The sequence below is a fragment of the Streptomyces sp. CB01580 genome (assembly GCF_001905795.1).
GTDB lineage: Bacteria > Actinomycetota > Actinomycetes > Streptomycetales > Streptomycetaceae > Streptomyces.
Genome location: NZ_LIXJ01000025.1, coordinates 71,985 through 92,424, shown reverse-complemented (window position 1 = coordinate 92,424; position 20,440 = coordinate 71,985). Strand labels below are relative to the sequence as shown.

The window sequence follows — 20,440 nt, the reverse complement described above, 5'->3', positions numbered from 1 at the left end:
GGTCGCCGCCGAACAGTTTTTTTGGGGAAGCCCCGCACCCTTGTGGTGCGGGGCTTTCTCGCGTTCAAGGCAGGTTCAGTATTCGGCCTGCTCGGTCCGCCTCGCTCGGGCCTGCGGCACCGCAGCCGGAGGAGTCGGCACGGGCTGGAGGCAGGGGGACAAGGAGCCTCCGGCAGCAGGGTGAAGGGGGTGAGAAGCCGTCAGATTCTTCTGTGGCCAGTGGTTCTGAGCGCCCCTGAGTTCAGGGTATGATTACATCGTTGCCACAGCGCAGCAGGCCCCAATAGCTCAGTCGGTAGAGCGTCTCCATGGTAAGGAGAAGGTCTGCGGTTCGATTCCGCATTGGGGCTCAGAAGGAAAGGCCCTCACCATTCGGTGAGGGCCTTTCGCATGTTCGGTACCGGGTTCACTCACCGAGGGACGGGGCGCGACGTGCCGCCCGCCATGGCATGCCCGGGTTCGTCCGCGCGGGCCAAAAGAGTTCGGGCAGGGATGTCGAGAACCCGTGACCGGCTCCGTCTCCCTGATGAACGCGGCCACAATGGGTCGCATCAGCACCGAGGAGAGACACGATGGCCAAGTACCTGCTGCTCAAGCACTACCGAGGCGCCCCGGCTGCGATCAACGACGTGCCCATGGACCAGTGGACGCCGGAGGAGATCTCGGCCCACGTGCAGTACATGCATGACTTCGCGGCCCGGCTCGAAGCGACCGGCGAGTTCGTCGACGGCCAGGCGCTCGCCCCCGAGGGGACGTTCGTCCGGTACGACGGCGAGGGGCGCCCGCCGGTCACCGACGGCCCGTTCGCCGAGACGAAGGACCTCATCGCCGGCTGGATGGTGATCGACGTCGACAGCTACGAGCGTGCCATCGAGCTGGCGGGGGAGCTGTCGGCCGCCCCCGGAGCGGGCGGGAAGCCGATCCACGAATGGCTGGAGGTGCGGCCGTTCCTGGCCGCGCCGCCCACCATCACGGAATGACCTCCGGATGAACGAGAGCCTGCTCCGGAGCCTCACGCCGAGCGTGCTCGGGATCCTCGTCCGCCGCGGAGCCGACTTCGCGGCGGCCGAGGACGCCGTACAGGACGCGCTGGTCGAGGCGGTCCGCGTCTGGCCGGCCGCCTCTTCCCCAAGCTCTTCGAGCGGTGGATGCCCCGTCCGTGACCCGAAGGGGTGGCTGGTCACCGTCGCCTGGCGTCGGTTCCTCGACGCGACCCGGGCGGACGTCGCCCGTCGTCGGCGTGAGAACGTCGTCGACGAGGAGCCGGCGCCCGGGCCCGCGCCCGCGGCGGACGACACGCTCCAGCTCTATTTCCTGTGCGCCCACCCGTCGCTGACACCGTCGTCCGCGGTCGCGCTCACACTGCGCGCCGTCGGCGGGCTGACCACCCGCCAGATCGCCCGGGCCTACCTGGTGCCCGAGGCGACCATGGCGCAGCGCATCAGCCGGGCCAAACGCACCGTCTCCGGCGTGCGGTTCGATCAGCCAGGTGACGTCGCCACCGTGCTGCGCGTCCTCTATTTGGTCTTCAACGAGGGCTACTCCGGCGACGTCGACCTCGCCGCCGAGGCCATCCGGCTCACCCGGCAGCTCGCGGCCCAGGTCGACCACCCCGAGGTGGCGGGGCTGCTCGCCCTCATGCTGCTCCACCACGCCCGGCGCGCTGCCCGGACCGCGTCCGACGGGAGCCTGGTGCCGCTCGCCGAGCAGGACCGAGGCCGGTGGGACACCGGAACGATCGTCGAGGGCATCGGGATCCTTCGGACGGCCCTCGCCCGTGACCGGCTGGGCGAATACCAGGCCCAGGCCGCGATCGCGGCACTCCACGCCGACGCGCCCAGCGCCGCGGAGACCGACTGGGTGCAGATCGTCGAGTGGTACGACGAGCTCGCGCGCCTGACCGACAGTCCGGTCGTCCGGCTCAACCGCGCGGTGGCCGTCGGTGAGGCGGATGGACCGCGTGCCGGCCTGGCGGCGCTCGCGGCGCTGGACGATTCGCTGCCCCGCCGCACCGCGGCGGCGGCGTACCTCCATGAGCGCGACGGAGACCTGGCCACGGCGGCGCGTCTGTACGCCGAGGCGGCCCGCAAGGCTGCCGGCCTCGCCGAGCGCGATCACCTGACGCGCCAGGCCGCCCGGCTCAACACCCGTCGGCGTCGCTGACGGGGCGCGCACGGACTCTCGCGGCACGGGTGCGGCCCCGCCGACCGGACCCGCCCGCTCAAGTGCCCGGACCGTGGACTGTGTTCAGGCGGTGGGCGGTTCGGGGACGCGCATGGCGAGGATGGCCATGTCGTCGGAGGCCGGTTCGGCGGCGAAGCGCTCGACGGCCCGCAGGATGCGTGCCGCCACCGCGCCGGCCGTCAGGCCCGTACACGTGGCGAGGACGTCGGCCAGACCGTCGTCGCCGAGCATGCGGGTGCCCTCACGGCGTTCCGTGACGCCGTCCGTCACGCACAGCAGGACATCGCCCGGAGCGAGCGTCACCGTCTGCTCGTACAGGTCGAGGTCCTCCATGACGCCCAGCAGCGGCTGCGGTTCGGCCGCGGCCTCCACGGAGCCGTCCTGGCGCAGGCGCAGCGGCAGAGGGTGACCCGCGCAGACCACCTTCAGGAGAGCGCTGCCGTCCTCCTGGGGCCACAGCTCGCCGTAAAGGAGCGTCAGGAAGCGGCTGCGGGCGCCCTCGTCCAGGATCGCGGCGTTGAGGCGCTCCAGGACCGCCGGGCCGCCGAAGCCCTCGCGGGCGAGGAGGCGCAGCGCGTGACGGGCGAGGCCCGTGACGGCCGCGGCCTGCGGGCCCGTACCGCAGACATCGCCGATGGCGAAACCGTACGCGCCGTCGCGGATGGGGAACACGTCGTAGAAGTCGCCGCCGACCTCGTTGCCCTCGCCCGCCGCGCGGTAGATGACCTCGATCTCGACATTGGGGACCTCGGGCAGTTCCGGCGGCAGCAGACTCCGCTGGAGCGACTGGCTGATCGCCATGCGCTCCGAGTAGAGCCGGGCGTTGTCCAGGGCGAGCGCGGCACGCCGGGACAGGTCCTCGGCCAGTTCCAGGCTCTCCTGGCGGAAGTGGTCGTCCGCGGGCTTTCCGAGCGTGAGCATGCCGATGACGCGGTTCCGGGCGACGAGCGGCAGGACCACGGTCTCGCCGCCCACCGCCGCCGCGGTGGCGAGCGTCGTACCGATGCCGGGGCCCGGACCGTCGGGTTCGGACAGGCCGAGCGTGCGCATGGAGGTGCGCAGGGCCGCCTGATGGGCCGCCTCGGACGGGGCGTGCCAGACGCGGGCGCCGGGGGTCGGCACGGGGTCCGGCGGGGCGATCCTGGAGAGCAGGGCCTTGAGTCCGTCGATGCGTTCCTCGTCCTCGTGCAGCACATAGGAGAGGTACGGGTCCGAGGACTGGTCGGCGATCGTGTAGACGGCGCACCAGGTGGCCAGGGTGGGGACCGTCATCTGTGCCATCAGCGCCAGGGTCTGGTCCCGGTCCAGGGTGCCCGCGAGCAGGTCGGAGGCCTCGACGAGGAAGGACAGCGAACCGCGGCGCAGCCGCTCCAGCTCGCCCAGCCGGGCCGACTCGACGGCCAGCGCGATGCGGTCCGCGGCGAACTGGAGACGCAGCGCCTCCTCGTTGGTGTACCGGCCCGCGGTCTCCGCGGCGACGCCCAAGGAGCCCGTCAGACGCCCCTCGACCTTGAGCGGCACGGTGACGACGGAGCGCATGCCCGTGCCCGCGAGCAGCGGGACGGCCCCGGGGACCGTGTCCAGGTCCTCGTGGACGGCGGGCATCCGGGCGGAGCCGTAACGTCCCGTTCCGGCCTCCACCGGAACGCGGGCGAAACGCTGGCGTGCGGAGGGCAGGCCCGTCGTGGCCCGCACCTCCAGTTCCGTCTCGTCGTCCGTGGCGAGCAGCAGGAACGCCGAATCGGCGTCGAGTATGTCGCGTGCCCGCTCGACCGTGCGCTGGAGCAGGCCGTCGAGGTCGTCGGGGGCCGGGGAGCCGATGAAGATCTCGAACGGGTCCGCCTTGCGGTTCTCGGCGTTCGCGTCGGAGACCGGGGTGCGGGGCGGTGACTGGAGGACGGCGCGTTCGTAGTCGCGCACCAGCAGACAGACGGTGGACGGATCGCCGTGCGGATCGCGGACCCGCAGGTGGGAGGCGTAGACGGGAATGGTGCGGCCGTCGGCGCCCCGGATGCCGTAGCTGCCCTCCCAGTGCGACAGCCGCAGGGCCTCGGCGATGCCGGTGTTGGTGCCCGGTGTCTGCGGCCACGCCGTGAAGTCGGTGAGCTGTTTGCCGAGGACCTGGTCCGGGGGGTAGCCGAAGAGGAACGTGGCGTCCTCGTTCCAGGCGGTGACGCAACCGGTGCTGTCGGTCTGGACGACGGCCACCCGTACCCGTTCGTCGGCGACCGGGAGCAGGCCGACCGGGAGCTGCGGGCCTGCGGAGCGGATGCCGACCGGGCGCTCGGGCAGGTCCAGCTGGAACCAGACGTGCTTGTGGGTGGGGGAGTACTCGACGCCCCACCGGGAGGCCAGGGCCGCGCAGAGCAGCAGTCCCCGGCCGTTCTCGCGGTCCGGGCCCGTGTGATCCGGGCCCGGGCGCCTGAGCGGGACCTCTCGCTCCGGATAGTGGTCGGAGACCTCGATCCGGACGCCGTCCTCCGTGCGCAGACAGAGCACGTCCGCGGCGGTGCCGGCGTGGACCACGGCATTCGTCACGAGTTCGCTGGTGAGGACGACCGCGTCGTCGACGACGTCCGTGTACCCCCAACCCTGGAGGGTGTCCCGGACGAAGGCGCGGGCCGCGGCGACCGAGCGCCCGACCGGGTCGAAGGTGGCTGCCGCGCGCGCGGTGATCACAGCACTCCCCATGTGGTGTCTCGTCGCTTCCCCGAGTCCTGTGCCCGTTTCTCGCCGCTTCGATTCGCCTAGGACCTGTCGTCGTGCTGTGACCGGGAAGGCTCACCGGCACATGGCGTCCGGCGAATCTTCCCGGCCACAGCAGTAGCCAGGCTAGACGCTCGGTCTCGGTGCCCGGTACACGAGGTCCGACTTCGCGCAGGAACGGCCAGGATCGGGCAAGTGGGCGGACAAGTCCGGACTTCGCGACGGGGCCGTGGCGACAACCGTGGAGGTCGCACTCCGATCGGGTCGGGCCTGGTACGTTTCAACGATTTGACGTCCGCATGGTCACCCGTCGACGGTGGGCAGTGGCGGTGAGCCAAAGAGGATCTGGGCAAGCTCCCAGACAGGACCCGAGCGAAACGGTCAACCCCTGCGGGAGGGACACGGTGGAGTCTGGCGTGGCGGCGCGGGGATCAGGAACGCGCACACAAGGCGGACAGTCCGTGAAGAAACAGCGCAACGGCACCATCGAGGTCGACGCGGCGGCGCTCAACAGACTGCTGGCCGGACTGGTGGCGATGCGCGACGGGAACTTCCGCCGGCGCCTGACGGTCTCCGGGGACGGCGTGATGGCGGAGATCGCGGCGCTGTTCAACGAGGTCGCCGACCGCAATCTCCACCTCACCGGGGAGCTGGCCCGGGTACGGCGCGTGGTCGGGCGGGAGGGGAAGCTCACCGAGCGGCTGGAGACGGGCGCCTGCGAGGGGTCCTGGGCCGCCGCCATCGACGCCTCCAACGAACTGGTCGACGATCTGGCCCGCCCGGTCTCGGAGGTCGGGCGGGTGCTGGCGGCGGTGGCCGACGGCGATCTCGAACAGCGGATGGAGCTGCGGTCGTACACGGCCGACGGGGCGGTACGGCCGCTGCGCGGCGAGTTCCTGAAGGTCGCCCGTACGGTCAACAACCTGGTCGACCAGCTCTCGGCGTTCACCGAGCAGGTCACCAGGGTCGCGGTCGAGGTGGGGACCGAGGGCAAGCTGGGCGGGCAGGCCCAGGTGCGCGGGATGTCCGGGTCGTGGAAGGACCTCACGGACTCCGTGAACACCATGGCGTACCGGCTGACCGCCCAGGTGCGGGACATCGCCCTGGTCACGACGGCGGTCGCCAAGGGGGATCTGTCGCGGAAGGTCACCGTCCACGTGGCCGGCGAGATGCTCCAGCTGAAGAACACCGTGAACACGATGGTCGACCAGCTGTCGTCGTTCTCGTCCGAGGTGACGCGGGTCGCCCGCGAGGTGGGCACGGAGGGCGAGCTGGGCGGGCAGGCGCAGGTGCCCGGTGTCGCCGGTGTGTGGAAGGACCTCACCGACTCCGTCAACACGATGGCGGGGAATCTGACTTCCCAGGTGCGGGGGATCGCCGAGGTGACCATGGCCGTGGCCAACGGCGACCTGTCGCAGAAGGTGAGAGTGAGCGCGCGCGGCGAGGTCGCGCAACTGGCCGAGACCATTAACCAGATGACCGAGACACTGCGGACCTTCGCGGACGAAGTGACGCGGGTGGCGAGCGAGATCGGCGGCGAGGGGCTGCTCGGCGGGCAGGCGCAGGTGCCGGGAGCCGCCGGGACCTGGAAGGACCTCACCGATTCGGTGAACACGGTCTTCCGCAATCTGACGACGCAGGTGCGGGACATCGCGCAGGTGACCACGGCGGTGGCCAGCGGCGACCTGTCGCAGAAGGTCACGGTCGACGTGGCCGGCGAGATGCTGGAGCTGAAGAACACCGTCAACACGATGGTCGACCAGCTGCAGTCCTTTGGTTCGGAAGTGACGCGGGTGGCGCGGGAGGTCGGCGTCGAGGGCCGGCTGGGCGGCCAGGCCGAGGTGCCGGGTGCGGCGGGCACGTGGAAGGACCTCACCGATTCGGTGAACACCGCCTTCCGGAACCTGACGGGTCAGGTGCGCGACATCGCGCAGGTGACGACCGCGGTCGCGAACGGGGACCTGTCGCAGAAGGTCACGGTCGACGTCGCGGGCGAGATGCTGGAGCTGAAGAACACCGTCAACACGATGGTGGCGCAGCTCTCGTCCTTCGCCGACCAGGTCACGCGGATGGCGCGGGACGTGGGCACGGAGGGCCGGCTGGGCGGTCAGGCGCGGGTCGACGGCGTCTCCGGCACCTGGAAGGAGCTCACGGACTCCGTCAACTTCATGGCCGGGAATCTGACGTCCCAGGTCCGTGAGATCGCCCAGGTGACGACGGCGGTGGCGCGGGGCGACCTGTCGCAGAAGATCGACGTGGACGCGCGAGGCGAGATCCTGGAGCTGAAGAACACCATCAACACGATGGTCGACCAGCTCTCTGCCTTCGCCGACCAGGTGACCAGGGTGGCCCGCGAGGTGGGCACGGACGGGCGGCTCGGCGGGCAGGCCCAGGTGCCCGGGGTGGCCGGTGTGTGGCGTGATCTGACCGACTCGGTGAACGGCATGGCCGGCAATCTCACCGACCAGGTCCGCAGCATCGCCCAGGTTGCCACGGCGGTGGCGCGGGGCGACCTGTCGCAGAAGATCGACGTGGACGCGCGAGGCGAGATCCTCGAGCTGAAGAACACCCTGAACACGATGGTGGACCAGCTCTCGAACTTCGCCGAGCAGGTGACGCGGGTCGCCCGCGAGGTGGGCACGGAGGGCATCCTCGGCGGGCAGGCCGAGGTGCAGGGCGTGTCCGGTACGTGGAAGGACCTCACTCAGTCCGTCAACGGCATGGCGAACAACCTGACCCTCCAGGTCCGCAACATCGCCGAGGTCACCACCGCGGTCGCCAACGGCGACCTCTCCAAGAAGATCACGGTCGACGCCAAGGGCGAGATCCTCGAACTGGTCACGACCGTCAACACCATGGTCGACCAGCTGCTCAACTTCGCCGACGAGGTGACCCGGGTGGCCCGTGAAGTGGGCACGGAGGGCATCCTCGGCGGGCAGGCGCGGGTGCGCGGTGCCACCGGCATCTGGAAGGACCTCAGCGACAACGTCAACCTGATGGCCAACAATCTGACCAGCCAGGTGCGGAACATCTCCCGGGTGTCGTCCGCGGTCGCCAACGGGGACCTGACGAAGAAGGTCACCGTGGAGGCGCGGGGCGAGGTCGCCGAACTCGCCGACACCGTCAACACCATGGTGACGACGCTGTCCTCGTTCGCCGACGAGGTGACGCGGGTGGCCCGCGAGGTGGGCACGGAGGGCGAACTGGGTGGCCAGGCACGCGTGCCGGGGGTGTCCGGTACGTGGAAGGACCTCACCGAGTCCGTGAACTCGATGGCGTCCAACCTGACCGGCCAGGTGCGCCAGATCGCCGCGGTGACCACGGCCATCGCCAAGGGCGACCTCACGAAGAAGATCGACATCGACGCCCGCGGCGAGATCCTGGAGCTCAAGGACACCATCAACACGATGGTCGACCAGCTGTCCTCGTTCGCCGAGCAGGTGACCAGGGTGGCCCGCGAGGTGGGCACGGAGGGCCAGCTGGGCGGTCAGGCACGCGTCCGGGACGTCGACGGCACCTGGCGCGATCTCACCGAGTCGGTGAATGAGATGGCCGGAAACCTCACCCGCCAGGTCCGGGCCATCGCGGCGGTCGCCACCGCCGTGACCCGGGGCGATCTCAACCTCAAGGTCGACGTGGACGCGGCCGGTGAGATCCAGGCGCTGCAGGACAACATCAACACGATGATCGCCAACCTGCGCGACACCACGGCCACCAACAAGGAACAGGACTGGCTCAAGGGCAACCTCGCGCGGATCTCCGGCCTGATGCAGGGCCGGCGCGATCTGGACGACGTGGCCTCGCTGATCATGAGCGAGCTGACGCCGGTGGTCTCCGCGCAGCACGGCGCGTTCTTCCTGGCCATGCCGACCGGGGACACCGGCACGGTGGGGGTGGACGGCGACCAGGACGGTTCGTACGAGCTGCGCATGAGAGGCAGCTACGGGTACTCGGCCGGGACGATGCCGACCTCCTTCCGTCCCGGTGAGACGCTGATCGGGACGGCGGCGGAGGAGAAGCGGACCATTCAGGTGGACAACGTTCCGCCGGGGTATCTGAAGATCGCCTCCGGGCTCGGCGAGGCACCTCCCGCGCATGTGATCGTGCTGCCGGTGCTTTTCGAGGGCAAGGTTCTCGGCGTGATCGAGCTGGCCTCGTTCCAGCCGTTCACACAGATCCAGCGGGACTTCCTGAACCAGCTCGCCGAAATGATCGCGACGAGCGTCAACACCATCAGCGTCAATACGAAGACCGAGAAGCTCCTCGAGCAGTCGCAGGAACTGGCCCAGCAATTGCGGGACCGTTCCAAGGAGTTGGAGAACCGGCAGGAGGCCCTTGAAGCGTCCAATACCGAACTGGAGGAAAAGGCCGAGCTGTTGGCCCGGCAGAACCGCGACATCGAGGTCAAGAACACCGAGATCGAGGATGCCCGGCAGGTCCTGGAGGAACGTGCCGAACAGCTGGCGGTCTCCATGCGCTACAAGTCCGAGTTCCTGGCGAACATGTCGCACGAGCTGCGCACTCCGCTCAACTCGCTGCTCATTCTCGCCAAGTTGCTGGCGGACAACGCGGAGGGCAATCTCTCGCCGAAGCAGGTGGAGTTCGCCGAGACGATCCACGGAGCCGGTTCCGATCTGCTTCAGCTGATCAACGACATCCTCGATCTCACGAAGGTCGAGGCGGGCAAGATGGACGTCAGCCCGACCCGGATCGCCCTGGTCCAGCTGGTCGACTACGTGGAGGCGACGTTCCGGCCGCTCACCGCGGAGAAGGGGCTCGATTTCTCCGTACGGGTCTCCCCGGAACTGCCCGCGACGCTGCACACGGACGAACAGCGCCTGCTCCAGGTGCTGCGCAACCTCCTTTCCAACGCGGTGAAGTTCACCGACAGCGGGGCGGTCGAACTGGTCATCCGGCTCGCCGCCGACGACGTGCCGCACGCCATCCGCGAGCAGCTGCTGGAGGCCGGTTCGCTGCGCGATGCCGATGCCGACCTGATCGCCTTCTCGGTCACCGACACCGGCATCGGGATCGCGGCGAGCAAGATGCTGGTGATCTTCGAGGCGTTCAAGCAGGCGGACGGCACGACCAGCCGCAAGTACGGCGGCACGGGGCTGGGGCTGTCCATCAGCCGGGAGATCGCCCGGCTGCTGGGCGGCGAGATCCACGCGGCGAGCGAGCCGGGCCGCGGCTCGACGTTCACGCTGTACCTGCCGCTGCACCCGAGCGAGTTGCCGCCGCAGGGCTTCCCGCAGAACGGTCCGGAGGACGCCGAGGCGCAGGGAGCGGCGGCCGAGGAGATGCCGCTCGCGGAGGGCGCACCGGGTGCCGAGCCGATGACCGCTGAGCACGATCCGGCCGGTTTTGGCGGTGTCCAGGCCGCTCCGGGGGCCGCCGGACCGGTCCGGCACCGTCGCAAGGCGCTGGGGGGTGCGGGGCAGCAGCCCGCGCTGCCGTCCCGCACCCCGGCCGCGGCCGCCGGGCAGGAGTCGTGGGCTCCCGGCGTCCAGGAGGAGGCGGAGGTCCGCAGGACGTTCCGGTTCCACGGAGAGAAGGTGCTGATCGTCGACGACGACATCCGCAACGTCTTCGCGCTCACCAGCGTGCTGGAGCAGTACGGCCTGTCGGTGCTGTACGCCGAGAACGGCCGTGTCGGCATCGAAGTCCTGGAGCAGCACGATGATGTGACGGTCGTGCTGATGGACATCATGATGCCGGAGATGGACGGCTATGCCACGACGGCGGCGATCCGCCGGATGCCGCAGTTCGCCGGGCTGCCGATCGTCGCGCTGACCGCGAAGGCGATGAAGGGCGACCGGGAAAAGGCGATCGAATCCGGTGCTTCCGACTATGTCACCAAGCCGGTTGATCCTGATCATCTCCTTTCCGTAATGGAGCAGTGGATGCGCGGAGAGTGATCACCGAGCAGAGTGAATTGCCGCGATTTCAAGATCGACTCTGCTCGTGGCGCGGGGAGGGGCACGGCGGGAACCTTCCCGCCGCCCGCCGCGTTTTCGCTGTGTGCACAGTGACATCGCGGTGACAGGGTGTGGTGACGGGCAGGGTGCGGCTACCATGACCGGCACAAGGACGGACGGCGTAAGGGAGTCGTCCCCTGGGGCGGCCCCCGGTGCAATTCCGGGGCGAGGAGGACGGGCCATGGTGCAGAAGGCCAAGATCCTCCTGGTCGATGACCGGCCGGAGAATCTGCTGGCGCTGGAGGCCATCCTCTCTGCGCTCGATCAGACACTGGTACGGGCATCGTCAGGGGAGGAAGCGCTCAAAGCGCTGCTCACGGACGACTTCGCGGTCATTCTGCTGGACGTCCAGATGCCGGGGATGGACGGTTTCGAAACCGCGGCGCACATCAAGCGGCGGGAACGGACCCGGGACATCCCGATCATCTTCCTCACCGCGATCAATCACGGACCGCATCACACCTTCAGGGGCTACGCGGCGGGCGCGGTGGACTACATCTCGAAGCCGTTCGACCCGTGGGTGCTCCGGGCGAAGGTCTCGGTCTTCGTCGAGCTGTACACGAAGAACTGCAAGCTGCGCGAGCAGGCGGCGCTGCTGCGGCTCCAACTGGAGGGCGACGCAGAGGGAGGCGCCGGCCAGGACGGGGAGCCCGCCGGACTGCTGGCCGAGCTCTCGGCACGGCTCGCCGCCGTGGAGGAGCAGGCCGAAGCGCTCTCCAAGCAGCTCGACGACGAGTCGGCGGACGCTGCGGCCGTGGCCACCGCCGCCCATCTGGAACGCAAACTGACCGGTCTGCGCCGGGCGCTCGACGCGCTGGAGCCGGGCACCGGCAGCGGAACGGCCGCCCTTCCCTCGTAGCGGTCCGGCCCCGACGGGCCGTGGGAAGCATGCCCACGTCGCAGGGCAGGCGCGTTCACACGTTCGGGCTGGGTGCGGTTTTGCCGCCGCGCCGGGACCCGGCGGCGTACGGCGCGGTACGCGCACATGCGGGGGCCGACGTCCGGACGCGCGGCTCCTTGGAAGCCGGGCGGGGATCGATTCCCGGCCAGGGCGCGGGCGATGGTCCGGACGTTCGTCCAACCGCCTCTCCCTTCCGCCCGCCCGACGCCCCGTCACCAGGCGCGCCCCGTCGCGCGGAGGCGTGAGGACATGTCAGTTTCCGGCCCCCGACCGGCGACACGGTCGGGTGAAGCGGCAGGGGCACGTGTTCACCGCCGTCGGCACCGGTAACCTCGGCATCATGGCCTCACGTACGTCCGGCAAGGGTTCCCAGGGCACGGCGGGCACCGCGAAGCGCGTCGGCCGTACCGCGGGGCCCGTCAAGAAGGCCGCGCCGGCCAAGAAAGCCGCGCCCGCCAGGAAGCCCGCAGCGAAGAAGAGCGCGCCCTCGAAGAACGCGCCTGCGAAGAAGGCGCCCGCCAAGAAGGCGGCGAGGAGGCCGGCCGCACCGCGCCCGGCGCCGTCGCCCACCAGCGGCGTGTACCGCCTGGCGCGCGCCGTCTGGCTCGGTGCCGCGCACGCCGTCGGCGCGATGTTCCGCGGCATAGGACGCGGCGCCAAGGGACTCGATCCCGCGCACCGCAAGGACGGCATCGCTCTGCTCCTGCTCGGCCTGGCGCTCGTCGTCGCCGCGGGCACCTGGTCCAACCTGCGCGGTCCCGTCGGCGACCTCGTCGAGATGCTCGTCACCGGGGCCTTCGGGCGGCTCGATCTGCTCGTGCCGATACTGCTCGGCACCATCGCCGTCCGGCTGATCCGCCACCCGGAGCGGCCCGAGGCCAACGGCCGCATCGTCATCGGACTCTCCGCCCTGGTCGTCGGTGTGCTGGGACAGGTCCACATCGCGTGCGGATCGCCCGGCCGGAACGACGGCACGACGGCGATGCAGGACGCGGGTGGGCTGATCGGCTGGGCCGCCTCCAAGCCGTTGATCTACACCATGGGCGAGGTCCTCGCCGTACCACTGCTGCTCCTTCTCACCGTCTTCGGGCTGCTCGTCGTCACCGCCACCCCGGTCAACGCCATTCCGCAACGGCTGCGCCTGCTCGGCACCAAGCTGGGCGTCCTGGATCCGCCGTACGATCCCGCGGACGACGAGGAGAACGACGACGAGCGCTACGAGGAGCAGTGGCGCGAGGCCCTGCCCGCCCGCTCCCGACGTTCCTCCGCACGCCGTTCGGAGACCTCCGGGGAGTACGACCCCGAACAGGCGGAGGTCGAGGCGCTCTCCCGGCGCCGCGGCCCCCGCAGGCCCTCCGCACAGCCCGCGACGAACCGCACCATGGACGCGGTGGACGTCGCCGCGGCGGCCGCCGCCGCGCTCGACGGGGCCGTGCTCAACGGCATGCCGCCCTCGCCGATCGTCGCCGACCTCACCCAGGGCGTCTCCGTCGACCGCGAACGCCCGGCGCCGCCGGCCCCGGGCGCCCGGGAGAGCGAGCCCGCTGCCGGGGGGGGGAAGCAGGCGAAGTCCCCGGTGTCGTCGGGCAGCGTGCCCGACCTGACGAAGCCCGCGCCCGACCGGTCGCAGTCCGAACCGCTGCCGGCCCGCGCCGAACAGCTCCAGCTGTCCGGGGACATCACCTACGCGCTGCCCTCGCTCGACCTGCTGGAACGCGGCGGGCCCGGCAAGACCCGCAGCGCCGCCAACGACGCGATCGTCGCGGCCCTGACGAACGTCTTCACCGAGTTCAAGGTCGACGCCGCGGTCACCGGCTTCACCCGGGGCCCGACGGTCACCCGCTACGAGGTGGAGCTCGGTCCCGCCGTGAAGGTCGAGCGGATCACCGCCCTCGCCAAGAACATCGCGTACGCCGTCGCCAGCCCGGACGTCCGGATCATCTCCCCGATCCCGGGGAAGTCGGCGGTGGGCATCGAGATCCCCAACAGCGACCGCGAGATGGTCAACCTCGGCGACGTGCTGCGCCTCGCCGACGCCGCCGAGGACGACCACCCGATGCTGGTCGCGCTCGGCAAGGACGTCGAGGGCGGCTATGTGATGGCCAACCTGGCGAAGATGCCGCACGTGCTGGTGGCCGGTGCCACCGGGTCCGGCAAGTCGTCCTGCATCAACTGTCTGATCACCTCGATCATGGTGCGGGCGACCCCGGAGGACGTCCGCATGGTGCTGGTCGACCCCAAGCGCGTCGAGCTGACCGCGTACGAGGGCATCCCGCACCTGATCACGCCGATCATCACCAACCCCAAGCGGGCCGCCGAGGCCCTCCAGTGGGTCGTGCGGGAGATGGACCTCCGGTACGACGACCTCGCCGCCTTCGGCTACCGGCACATCGACGACTTCAACCGGGCCGTGCGCGACGGCAAGGTCAAGCCGCCGGAGGGCAGTGAGCGCGAGCTCTCGCCGTACCCGTACCTGCTGGTGATCGTCGACGAGCTCGCCGACCTGATGATGGTCGCCCCGCGCGACGTGGAGGATGCCATCGTCCGCATCACCCAACTGGCCCGCGCCGCGGGGATCCATCTGGTGCTCGCCACCCAGCGGCCCTCGGTCGACGTCGTCACGGGTCTGATCAAGGCGAACGTGCCCTCACGGCTCGCCTTCGCGACGTCGTCGCTGGCCGACAGCCGCGTCATCCTCGACCAGCCCGGTGCCGAGAAGCTCATCGGGAAGGGCGACGGGCTGTTCCTGCCGATGGGGGCCAACAAGCCCACCCGGATGCAGGGGGCCTTCGTCACCGAGGACGAGGTCGCTGCCGTCGTCCGGCACTGCAAGGATCAGATGACGCCGGTCTTCCGCGAGGACGTGGTGGTCGGCACGGGCAAGAAGAAGGAGATCGACGAGGACATCGGCGACGACCTGGACCTGCTCTGCCAGGCCGCCGAGCTGGTCGTGTCCACCCAGTTCGGGTCCACCTCGATGCTCCAGCGCAAGCTGAGGGTCGGCTTCGCCAAGGCGGGCCGGCTCATGGATCTGATGGAGTCGCGGAACATCGTGGGACCGAGCGAGGGTTCCAAGGCCCGGGACGTCCTGGTGAAACCCGACGAGCTGGACGGGGTGTTGGCGCTGATCCGCGGGGAACCCGCCTCGTAGGTGAAGTACGGGCAACCGTTTCGCCGGGTCGTACGTCAAGTTGAGGGGAGGGGCGGCAGGATGGTTCTCCCCGGGGCGGCCCGGCGCGTCGGACCGCGTGCGAGTCCGATGGCGTACAAAGTCCTTCCTCCCGGTTGCTCCACTCTTTCGTACCCCCCCTAGACTGAACATCCAGCAGGTGGCTCACGCTCGAAAGGCGCCCCCGTGTCCATCGGCAACTCTCCCGAAGACGACCGGCCTTCGATCGGTCGAGTGCTTCAGCAGGCTCGTATCGCCGCAGGTCTCACGGTCGAAGAAATCAGTACGTCCACGCGGGTGCGCATCCCCATCGTGCACGCGATCGAAGAGGACGACTTCTCCCGCTGCGGCGGCGACGTGTACGCGCGCGGTCACATCCGCGCGCTGGCACGCGCCGTCCACATCGATCCGGAACCACTGGTCGCGCAGTACGACGACGAGCACGGCGGCCGCCCGGCACCCACGTCAGCGGCCCCGCTGTTCGAGGCCGAGCGCATCCGGTCCGAACCCCGCCGCCCCAACTGGACGGCCGCCATGGTGGCGGCGATCGTCGTCGTGGTCGGCTTCGTCGGCTTCACGGTCGTCAAGGACGGCAACAACGACGGACCCACGACCACGCAGGTCGCGGAGGGTGCGACCGCCAACACGGAGAGCCCCCGGCCCAAGGCCGGCAAGTCCGCGGCCCCCAGGCCGGAGACCTCCGACAGCGCCATCGCCGCGGCCCCCCGGGACAAGGTGACGGTGAAGCTCAGCGCCAGCCAGGGCAAGAGCTGGATCTCCGCCAAGGACCACAACGGGCGGCTGCTCTTCGACGGCCTGCTGCTCCAGGGCCAGTCCAAGACCTTCCAGGATCAGGAGCGGGTCGACCTCGTCCTCGGTGACGCCGGGTCCATCGAGCTCTACGTGAACGGCAAGAAGGTCGAGGACAAGTTCCAGCCCGGCCAGGTCGAGCGGCTCTCGTACACGAAGGGCGACCCGGCGGTCGGCTGACGTACGGCCCCGGACGGCTCCACGGAGGCGGCGGGTGCCCGGCGACCGTGCCGGGCACCCGCCGCTTTCGTCACCGGACGTGACGGGGAAACGACGAGGGAACGACGAGGGAACCCTGCAGGGCAGGGCGTGTGCCGGGACAAAGTAGTCTTGAGCCCATGCCCGAACGCCGTACCGTCGCCCTTGTCACTCTCGGCTGCGCCCGTAACGAGGTGGACTCGGAGGAGCTCGCAGGCCGCTTGGCAGCGGACGGCTGGGAGCTCGTCGAGGACGCCTCCGACGCGGACGTCGCCGTCGTCAACACCTGCGGATTCGTCGAGGCCGCCAAGAAGGACTCCGTCGACGCCCTGCTCGAAGCCAATGACCTGAAGGACCACGGCAGGACCCAGGCCGTGGTCGCCGTCGGCTGCATGGCCGAGCGCTACGGAAAGGACCTCGCCGAGGCCCTGCCCGAGGCGGACGGCGTCCTCGGATTCGACGACTACGCCGACATCTCCGACCGCCTCCAGACCATTCTGAGCGGCGGCATCCACGCCTCGCACGCCCCGCGTGACCGCCGCAAGCTCCTGCCGATCAGCCCGGCCGAGCGGCAGGACGCCGCCGTGGCCCTGCCCGGCCACGCGCAGCCGGCCGTGCCCGCGCCGGCGGACCTGCCCGAGGGCGTCGCACCCGTCTCCGGCCCGCGAGCACCACTGCGCCGGAGGCTGGGCACCAGCCCCGTCGCCTCGGTGAAACTCGCCTCCGGCTGCGACCGCCGCTGCTCCTTCTGCGCCATCCCGTCCTTCCGCGGTTCCTTCATCTCGCGGCGCCCGTCGGACGTCCTGGGGGAGACCCGCTGGCTGGCCGAGCAGGGTGTGAAGGAGGTCATGCTGGTCTCCGAGAACAACACCTCGTACGGCAAGGACCTCGGCGACATCCGGCTGCTGGAGACGCTCCTGCCGGAGCTCGCCGAGGTGGACGGGATCGAGCGGATCCGGGTCAGCTATCTGCAGCCCGCGGAGATGCGGCCGGGCCTCATCGACGTGCTGACCTCGACCCCGAAGGTCGCCCCGTACTTCGACCTGTCCTTCCAGCACTCGGCCCCCGGCGTGCTGCGGGCGATGCGCCGCTTCGGCGACACCGACCGCTTCCTGGAACTCCTGGACACCATCCGCGGCAAGGCCCCGCAGGCAGGTGCCCGCTCCAACTTCATCGTCGGCTTCCCCGGCGAGACCGAGGCCGACCTGGCGGAGCTGGAACGCTTCCTCACCGGTGCCCGGCTCGACGCCATCGGCGTCTTCGGCTACTCCGACGAGGAGGGCACCGAGGCGGCCGGTTACGAGAACAAGCTGGACGCCGACGTCGTCGCGGAACGGCTCGCGCACATCTCCCGGCTGGCCGAGGAACTGACCTCGCAGCGGGCCGAGGAGCGCCTCGGCGAGACCCTCCAGGTGCTCGTCGAGTCCGTGGACGACGAGGACGGCGCGGTGGGGCGCGCGGCGCACCAGGCGCCCGAGACGGACGGCCAGGTGCTCCTCACGACACGCGAGGGCCTCGTGCCCGGCCGTATGGTCGAGGCAAAGGTCGTCGGTACCGAAGGAGTGGACCTGGTGGCCGAGTGTTCCGAGCTCGTGGAGGCGGCCAGATGACGGGAGTCCCGGCATCCGCGGCAGGCGGCTCCGGCGCGAAGCCGGTCCGCGGCGGCAAGCTGGGTTCCGCGGCCGTCAACCAGGCCAGCCTGTGGAACATCGCGAATCTGCTCACCATGCTCCGGCTGGTGCTGGTGCCCGGCTTCGTGCTGTTGCTGCTGCACAACGGCGGCTACGACCCGGCCTGGCGGTCGTTCGCCTGGGCGGCGTTCGCCATTGCCATGATCACCGACCTGTTCGACGGCCATCTCGCACGCACGTACAACCTGGTCACCGATTTCGGGAAGATCGCCGACCCGATCGCGGACAAGGCGATCATGGGCTCGGCACTGATCTGCCTGTCGTATCTGGGCGACCTTCCCTGGTGGGTCACGGGCGTGATCCTCTTCCGCGAGATAGGCATCACGCTGCTGCGGTTCTGGGTGATCCGGCACGGGGTGATTCCGGCCAGCCGCGGCGGGAAGATGAAGACGCTGGCCCAGGGTGTGGCGGTCGGCATGTACGTGCTGGCGCTGACGGGCCCGCTCGCCACCCTGCGCTTCTGGGTGATGGCGCTCGCCGTTGCGCTGACGGTCGCCACCGGGCTCGACTACGTACGTCAGGCCGTCGTACTGCGGCGCAGGGGGCTCGCGTCCGAACGGGCCGCTGTCGCGGCTTCGAGCCCTACGGCCGGGGCGTCCGGGACTCCGGGGGAGTCGGGCGACCGCGGTTCCGCGGGGGCGGAGCGGTGACGGCCGCGGCCCGGGCCCTGGAACTGCTCGCGGAGCGCGGCGAGACGCTCGCCGTCGCCGAGTCCCTGACCGGTGGCCTGGTCGCGGCGGAGCTGACGTCCGTACCGGGCGCCTCGCGTTCCTTCCGGGGGTCCGTGACGGCCTACGCGACGCCCCTGAAGCGGGAACTGCTCGGTGTGGACGGTGCCCTCCTGGCGGAGCGCGGCGCGGTCGACGCGGACGTGGCGCGGCAGATGGCGACAGGTGTGCGGCGCGTTCTCGGTGCAGACTGGGGAGTGGCGACCACCGGCGTCGCGGGCCCCGACCCGCAGGACGGAAAGCCCGTCGGCACGGTCTTCGTCGCGGTGTCCGGGCCGGACGGTGCGGAGAATGTGGCCGCGCTGCGGTTGAACGGCAGCCGTGCGGACATCCGTAAGGAGAGCGTACGAAACGTTCTCACACTGCTTTCCGACAAACTCGGCAAGAATGCAGGCGCACAGGATACGGAACAGAACGGGGGGAATTGATGTTTGCAGCCCTGAGTGAACACGACATCGCTCCCCGCACGGCCGCGGCGCAAGGCGGTACGGTGGGGCGTGAAGGATGCGGCTACGCGGTCCGAGGAGGGAGCCACCGATGATTCTGCTCCGTCGCCTGCTTGGTGACGTGCTGCGTCGGCAGCGCCAGCGCCAAGGCCGTACTCTGCGCGAAGTCTCCTCGTCCGCCCGAGTCTCGCTCGGCTATCTCTCCGAGGTGGAGCGGGGGCAGAAGGAGGCGTCCTCCGAACTGCTCTCCGCCATTTGCGACGCGCTTGACGTACGGATGTCCGAGCTCATGCGTGAAGTGAGCGATGAGCTGTCGCTGGCCGAACTGGCCGAGTCGGCAGCAGCCAGCGATCCGGTGCCCGTGCCGGTGCGTCCGGTGCTCAACTCCGTCTCCGTGACGTCGGTGGCGGGTGTGCCGACGGGGCGGGTGACGATCAAGGCGCCCACGAAAGCGGTGGATGTCGTCGCCGCCTGACCGCGCGGTCCGGTGTACAGGGGAAGCCCTGGTCCCTCATGGGGGCCGGGGCTTCTGTGCGTCTGCCTGCGGCTTCCGCGTGTCTGTCCGTGTCGTCCATGGCGTGCCTGTTGCAGTGTGGATGTGCGATGCGAGGAGTTCCGTGCGCGTGCGTGAGGCGATCGACTGACGTGGATGGCTGACGTGGATGACCGACGCGGACGGCCGGCCCCTTCGAGGCGAAGGCGTCGCATCCGTCCTCTGCGGCGGAACCTGCGTGCCGGGCCCGACCATGCCTGCCGAGCCGCCTCCGAGCCCCCGCCGAGCCCTGTCCGGGACGGTGGGGGCTCTGCTGTGTCCAGGTGCCGCCACGGGCGTGTGAAACGGCTGGGGCGTATGGAACGGCCGGGACGCCGCTCGGGGCCGGCGGAAACACCGCTCCCGGAGTCATTCGGAGGCCGCCCCGGGCGCCACCGCTTCGGGCGGGCGCGCTTCGGGTGGGGCCTGCCGTCGCTCTGGATGCGGTCGGGGCGTCGGCGCGCCAGACTTCGAGGAGAGGGCGTCGGGCGGTGAGGGCGCCCCCGGACCGTGTCCGGCCCGTCGCGTCGCACGCCAGCCGCGCCCTGCCGGACAGGAGCATGGTCGGTGCGGCCGGGACCGGTACCGGAGGGGCTTCCGACCGGGCGGCCCACGGACACGAATCCGCACAGCACGCTCGGGGAACTCCAGGCGAGAGCGCACAACGCGCTTCGGCCCGCAGACCGCGCGCCGGTGGCGCATCGGTGCGCCCTCGCGCCGGGCGAGCGCGCCGAACTAGGTTCGGCCGGAGGAGGCAGCCATGGTGCGGCGATGGGTGCCGGCGCTCGTTCTCGGCGGGGTGTGGTGGTGGGCCGTGCTGCGGCTCGCGCTGGAACCGGCTCATGCGGGGCTCGTCGAGGGTGCGGTGGCGGCGGGCGGATGGGGACTGAGTCTGTTGCCCGTGCACGCGGCCGCGACGGCGGGGCGAGGGGCGGCGAGTACGCCGGAAGGGTGTACGAGCGCGGACGCCGCCGATGGGAGCGTGGGCACGACTTGGTCGTCCCGGATCCGGGCGTGGTGCGTGGGCGGAGCGAGCGGGATGGCGGCGCGGTGTCCGGACGGGTGGTGCCGTGTCCGGGCGCGCTGGGTGAGCTGGT

The 20,440-nt window shown here is 70.4% G+C and carries 11 protein-coding genes, 1 tRNA gene and 1 pseudogene; 12 read left to right on the top strand and 1 reads right to left on the bottom strand.

Annotated features, from left to right (window positions below):
- Positions 1-277: 277 nt before the first annotated feature.
- The 3 genes from AMK22_RS28810 to AMK22_RS28800 all read left to right on the top strand — a co-directional run bounded on the left by AMK22_RS28810 (position 278) and on the right by AMK22_RS28800 (position 2,163).
- Positions 278-350: transfer RNA gene (locus AMK22_RS28810), tRNA-Thr, on the top strand.
- Between the two features lie 222 nt (positions 351-572).
- Complete coding sequence (locus tag AMK22_RS28805; RefSeq protein WP_073789794.1) at positions 573-980, top strand: YciI family protein; 408 nt, start codon at positions 573-575, stop codon at positions 978-980.
- 7 nt (positions 981-987) lie between these two features.
- Positions 988-2,163 (top strand): RNA polymerase sigma factor, encoded by a 1,176-nt coding sequence (locus AMK22_RS28800; RefSeq protein WP_073789792.1) that lies wholly within the window; start codon positions 988-990, stop codon positions 2,161-2,163.
- An 84-nt stretch (positions 2,164-2,247) separates the two neighbouring features.
- On the opposite strand, the gene AMK22_RS28795 is transcribed toward AMK22_RS28800, so the two are convergent.
- Positions 2,248-4,875 (bottom strand): SpoIIE family protein phosphatase, encoded by a 2,628-nt coding sequence (locus tag AMK22_RS28795; RefSeq protein ID WP_199883340.1) that lies wholly within the window; start codon positions 4,873-4,875, stop codon positions 2,248-2,250.
- Between the two features lie 476 nt (positions 4,876-5,351).
- Between AMK22_RS28795 and AMK22_RS28790 the strand changes: the two genes are divergently transcribed.
- The 9 genes and pseudogenes from AMK22_RS28790 to AMK22_RS42425 form a co-directional block, all read left to right on the top strand.
- Entirely contained in the window at positions 5,352-10,808 is a 5,457-nt protein-coding gene (locus tag AMK22_RS28790; protein WP_073789788.1) for a HAMP domain-containing protein, read from the top strand.
- Positions 10,809-11,049: 241 nt separating this feature from the next.
- The gene (locus AMK22_RS28785) at positions 11,050-11,727 is read left to right on the top strand and encodes a response regulator (protein ID WP_073789787.1); all 678 of its coding nucleotides are present in this window, start codon (positions 11,050-11,052) and stop codon (positions 11,725-11,727) included.
- A gap of 382 nt (positions 11,728-12,109) precedes the next feature.
- Entirely contained in the window at positions 12,110-14,920 is a 2,811-nt protein-coding gene (locus AMK22_RS28780; protein ID WP_073789810.1) for a DNA translocase FtsK, read from the top strand.
- Positions 14,921-15,124: 204 nt separating this feature from the next.
- Positions 15,125-15,928: a helix-turn-helix domain-containing protein gene (locus AMK22_RS28775; protein ID WP_073789785.1), complete on the top strand. Its 804-nt coding sequence runs from the start codon at positions 15,125-15,127 to the stop codon at positions 15,926-15,928.
- A gap of 158 nt (positions 15,929-16,086) precedes the next feature.
- Positions 16,087-17,556: a 30S ribosomal protein S12 methylthiotransferase RimO gene (gene rimO / locus AMK22_RS28770; RefSeq protein WP_073789783.1), complete on the top strand. Its 1,470-nt coding sequence runs from the start codon at positions 16,087-16,089 to the stop codon at positions 17,554-17,556.
- The gene (pgsA, locus tag AMK22_RS28765) at positions 17,553-18,287 is read left to right on the top strand and encodes a CDP-diacylglycerol--glycerol-3-phosphate 3-phosphatidyltransferase (protein ID WP_073789781.1); all 735 of its coding nucleotides are present in this window, start codon (positions 17,553-17,555) and stop codon (positions 18,285-18,287) included. Before rimO ends, pgsA begins: the two co-directional genes overlap by 4 nt.
- The gene (locus AMK22_RS28760) at positions 18,284-18,793 is read left to right on the top strand and encodes a CinA family protein (RefSeq protein ID WP_073789779.1); all 510 of its coding nucleotides are present in this window, start codon (positions 18,284-18,286) and stop codon (positions 18,791-18,793) included. The genes pgsA and AMK22_RS28760 overlap by 4 nt, the downstream gene beginning before the upstream one ends.
- A 109-nt stretch (positions 18,794-18,902) precedes the next feature.
- Complete coding sequence (locus tag AMK22_RS28755) at positions 18,903-19,286, top strand: helix-turn-helix domain-containing protein (RefSeq protein ID WP_073789777.1); 384 nt, start codon at positions 18,903-18,905, stop codon at positions 19,284-19,286.
- An 817-nt stretch (positions 19,287-20,103) separates the two neighbouring features.
- Positions 20,104-20,361: pseudogene (locus tag AMK22_RS42425) on the top strand (hypothetical protein); the annotation flags it as partial.
- Positions 20,362-20,440: the final 79 nt, after the last annotated feature.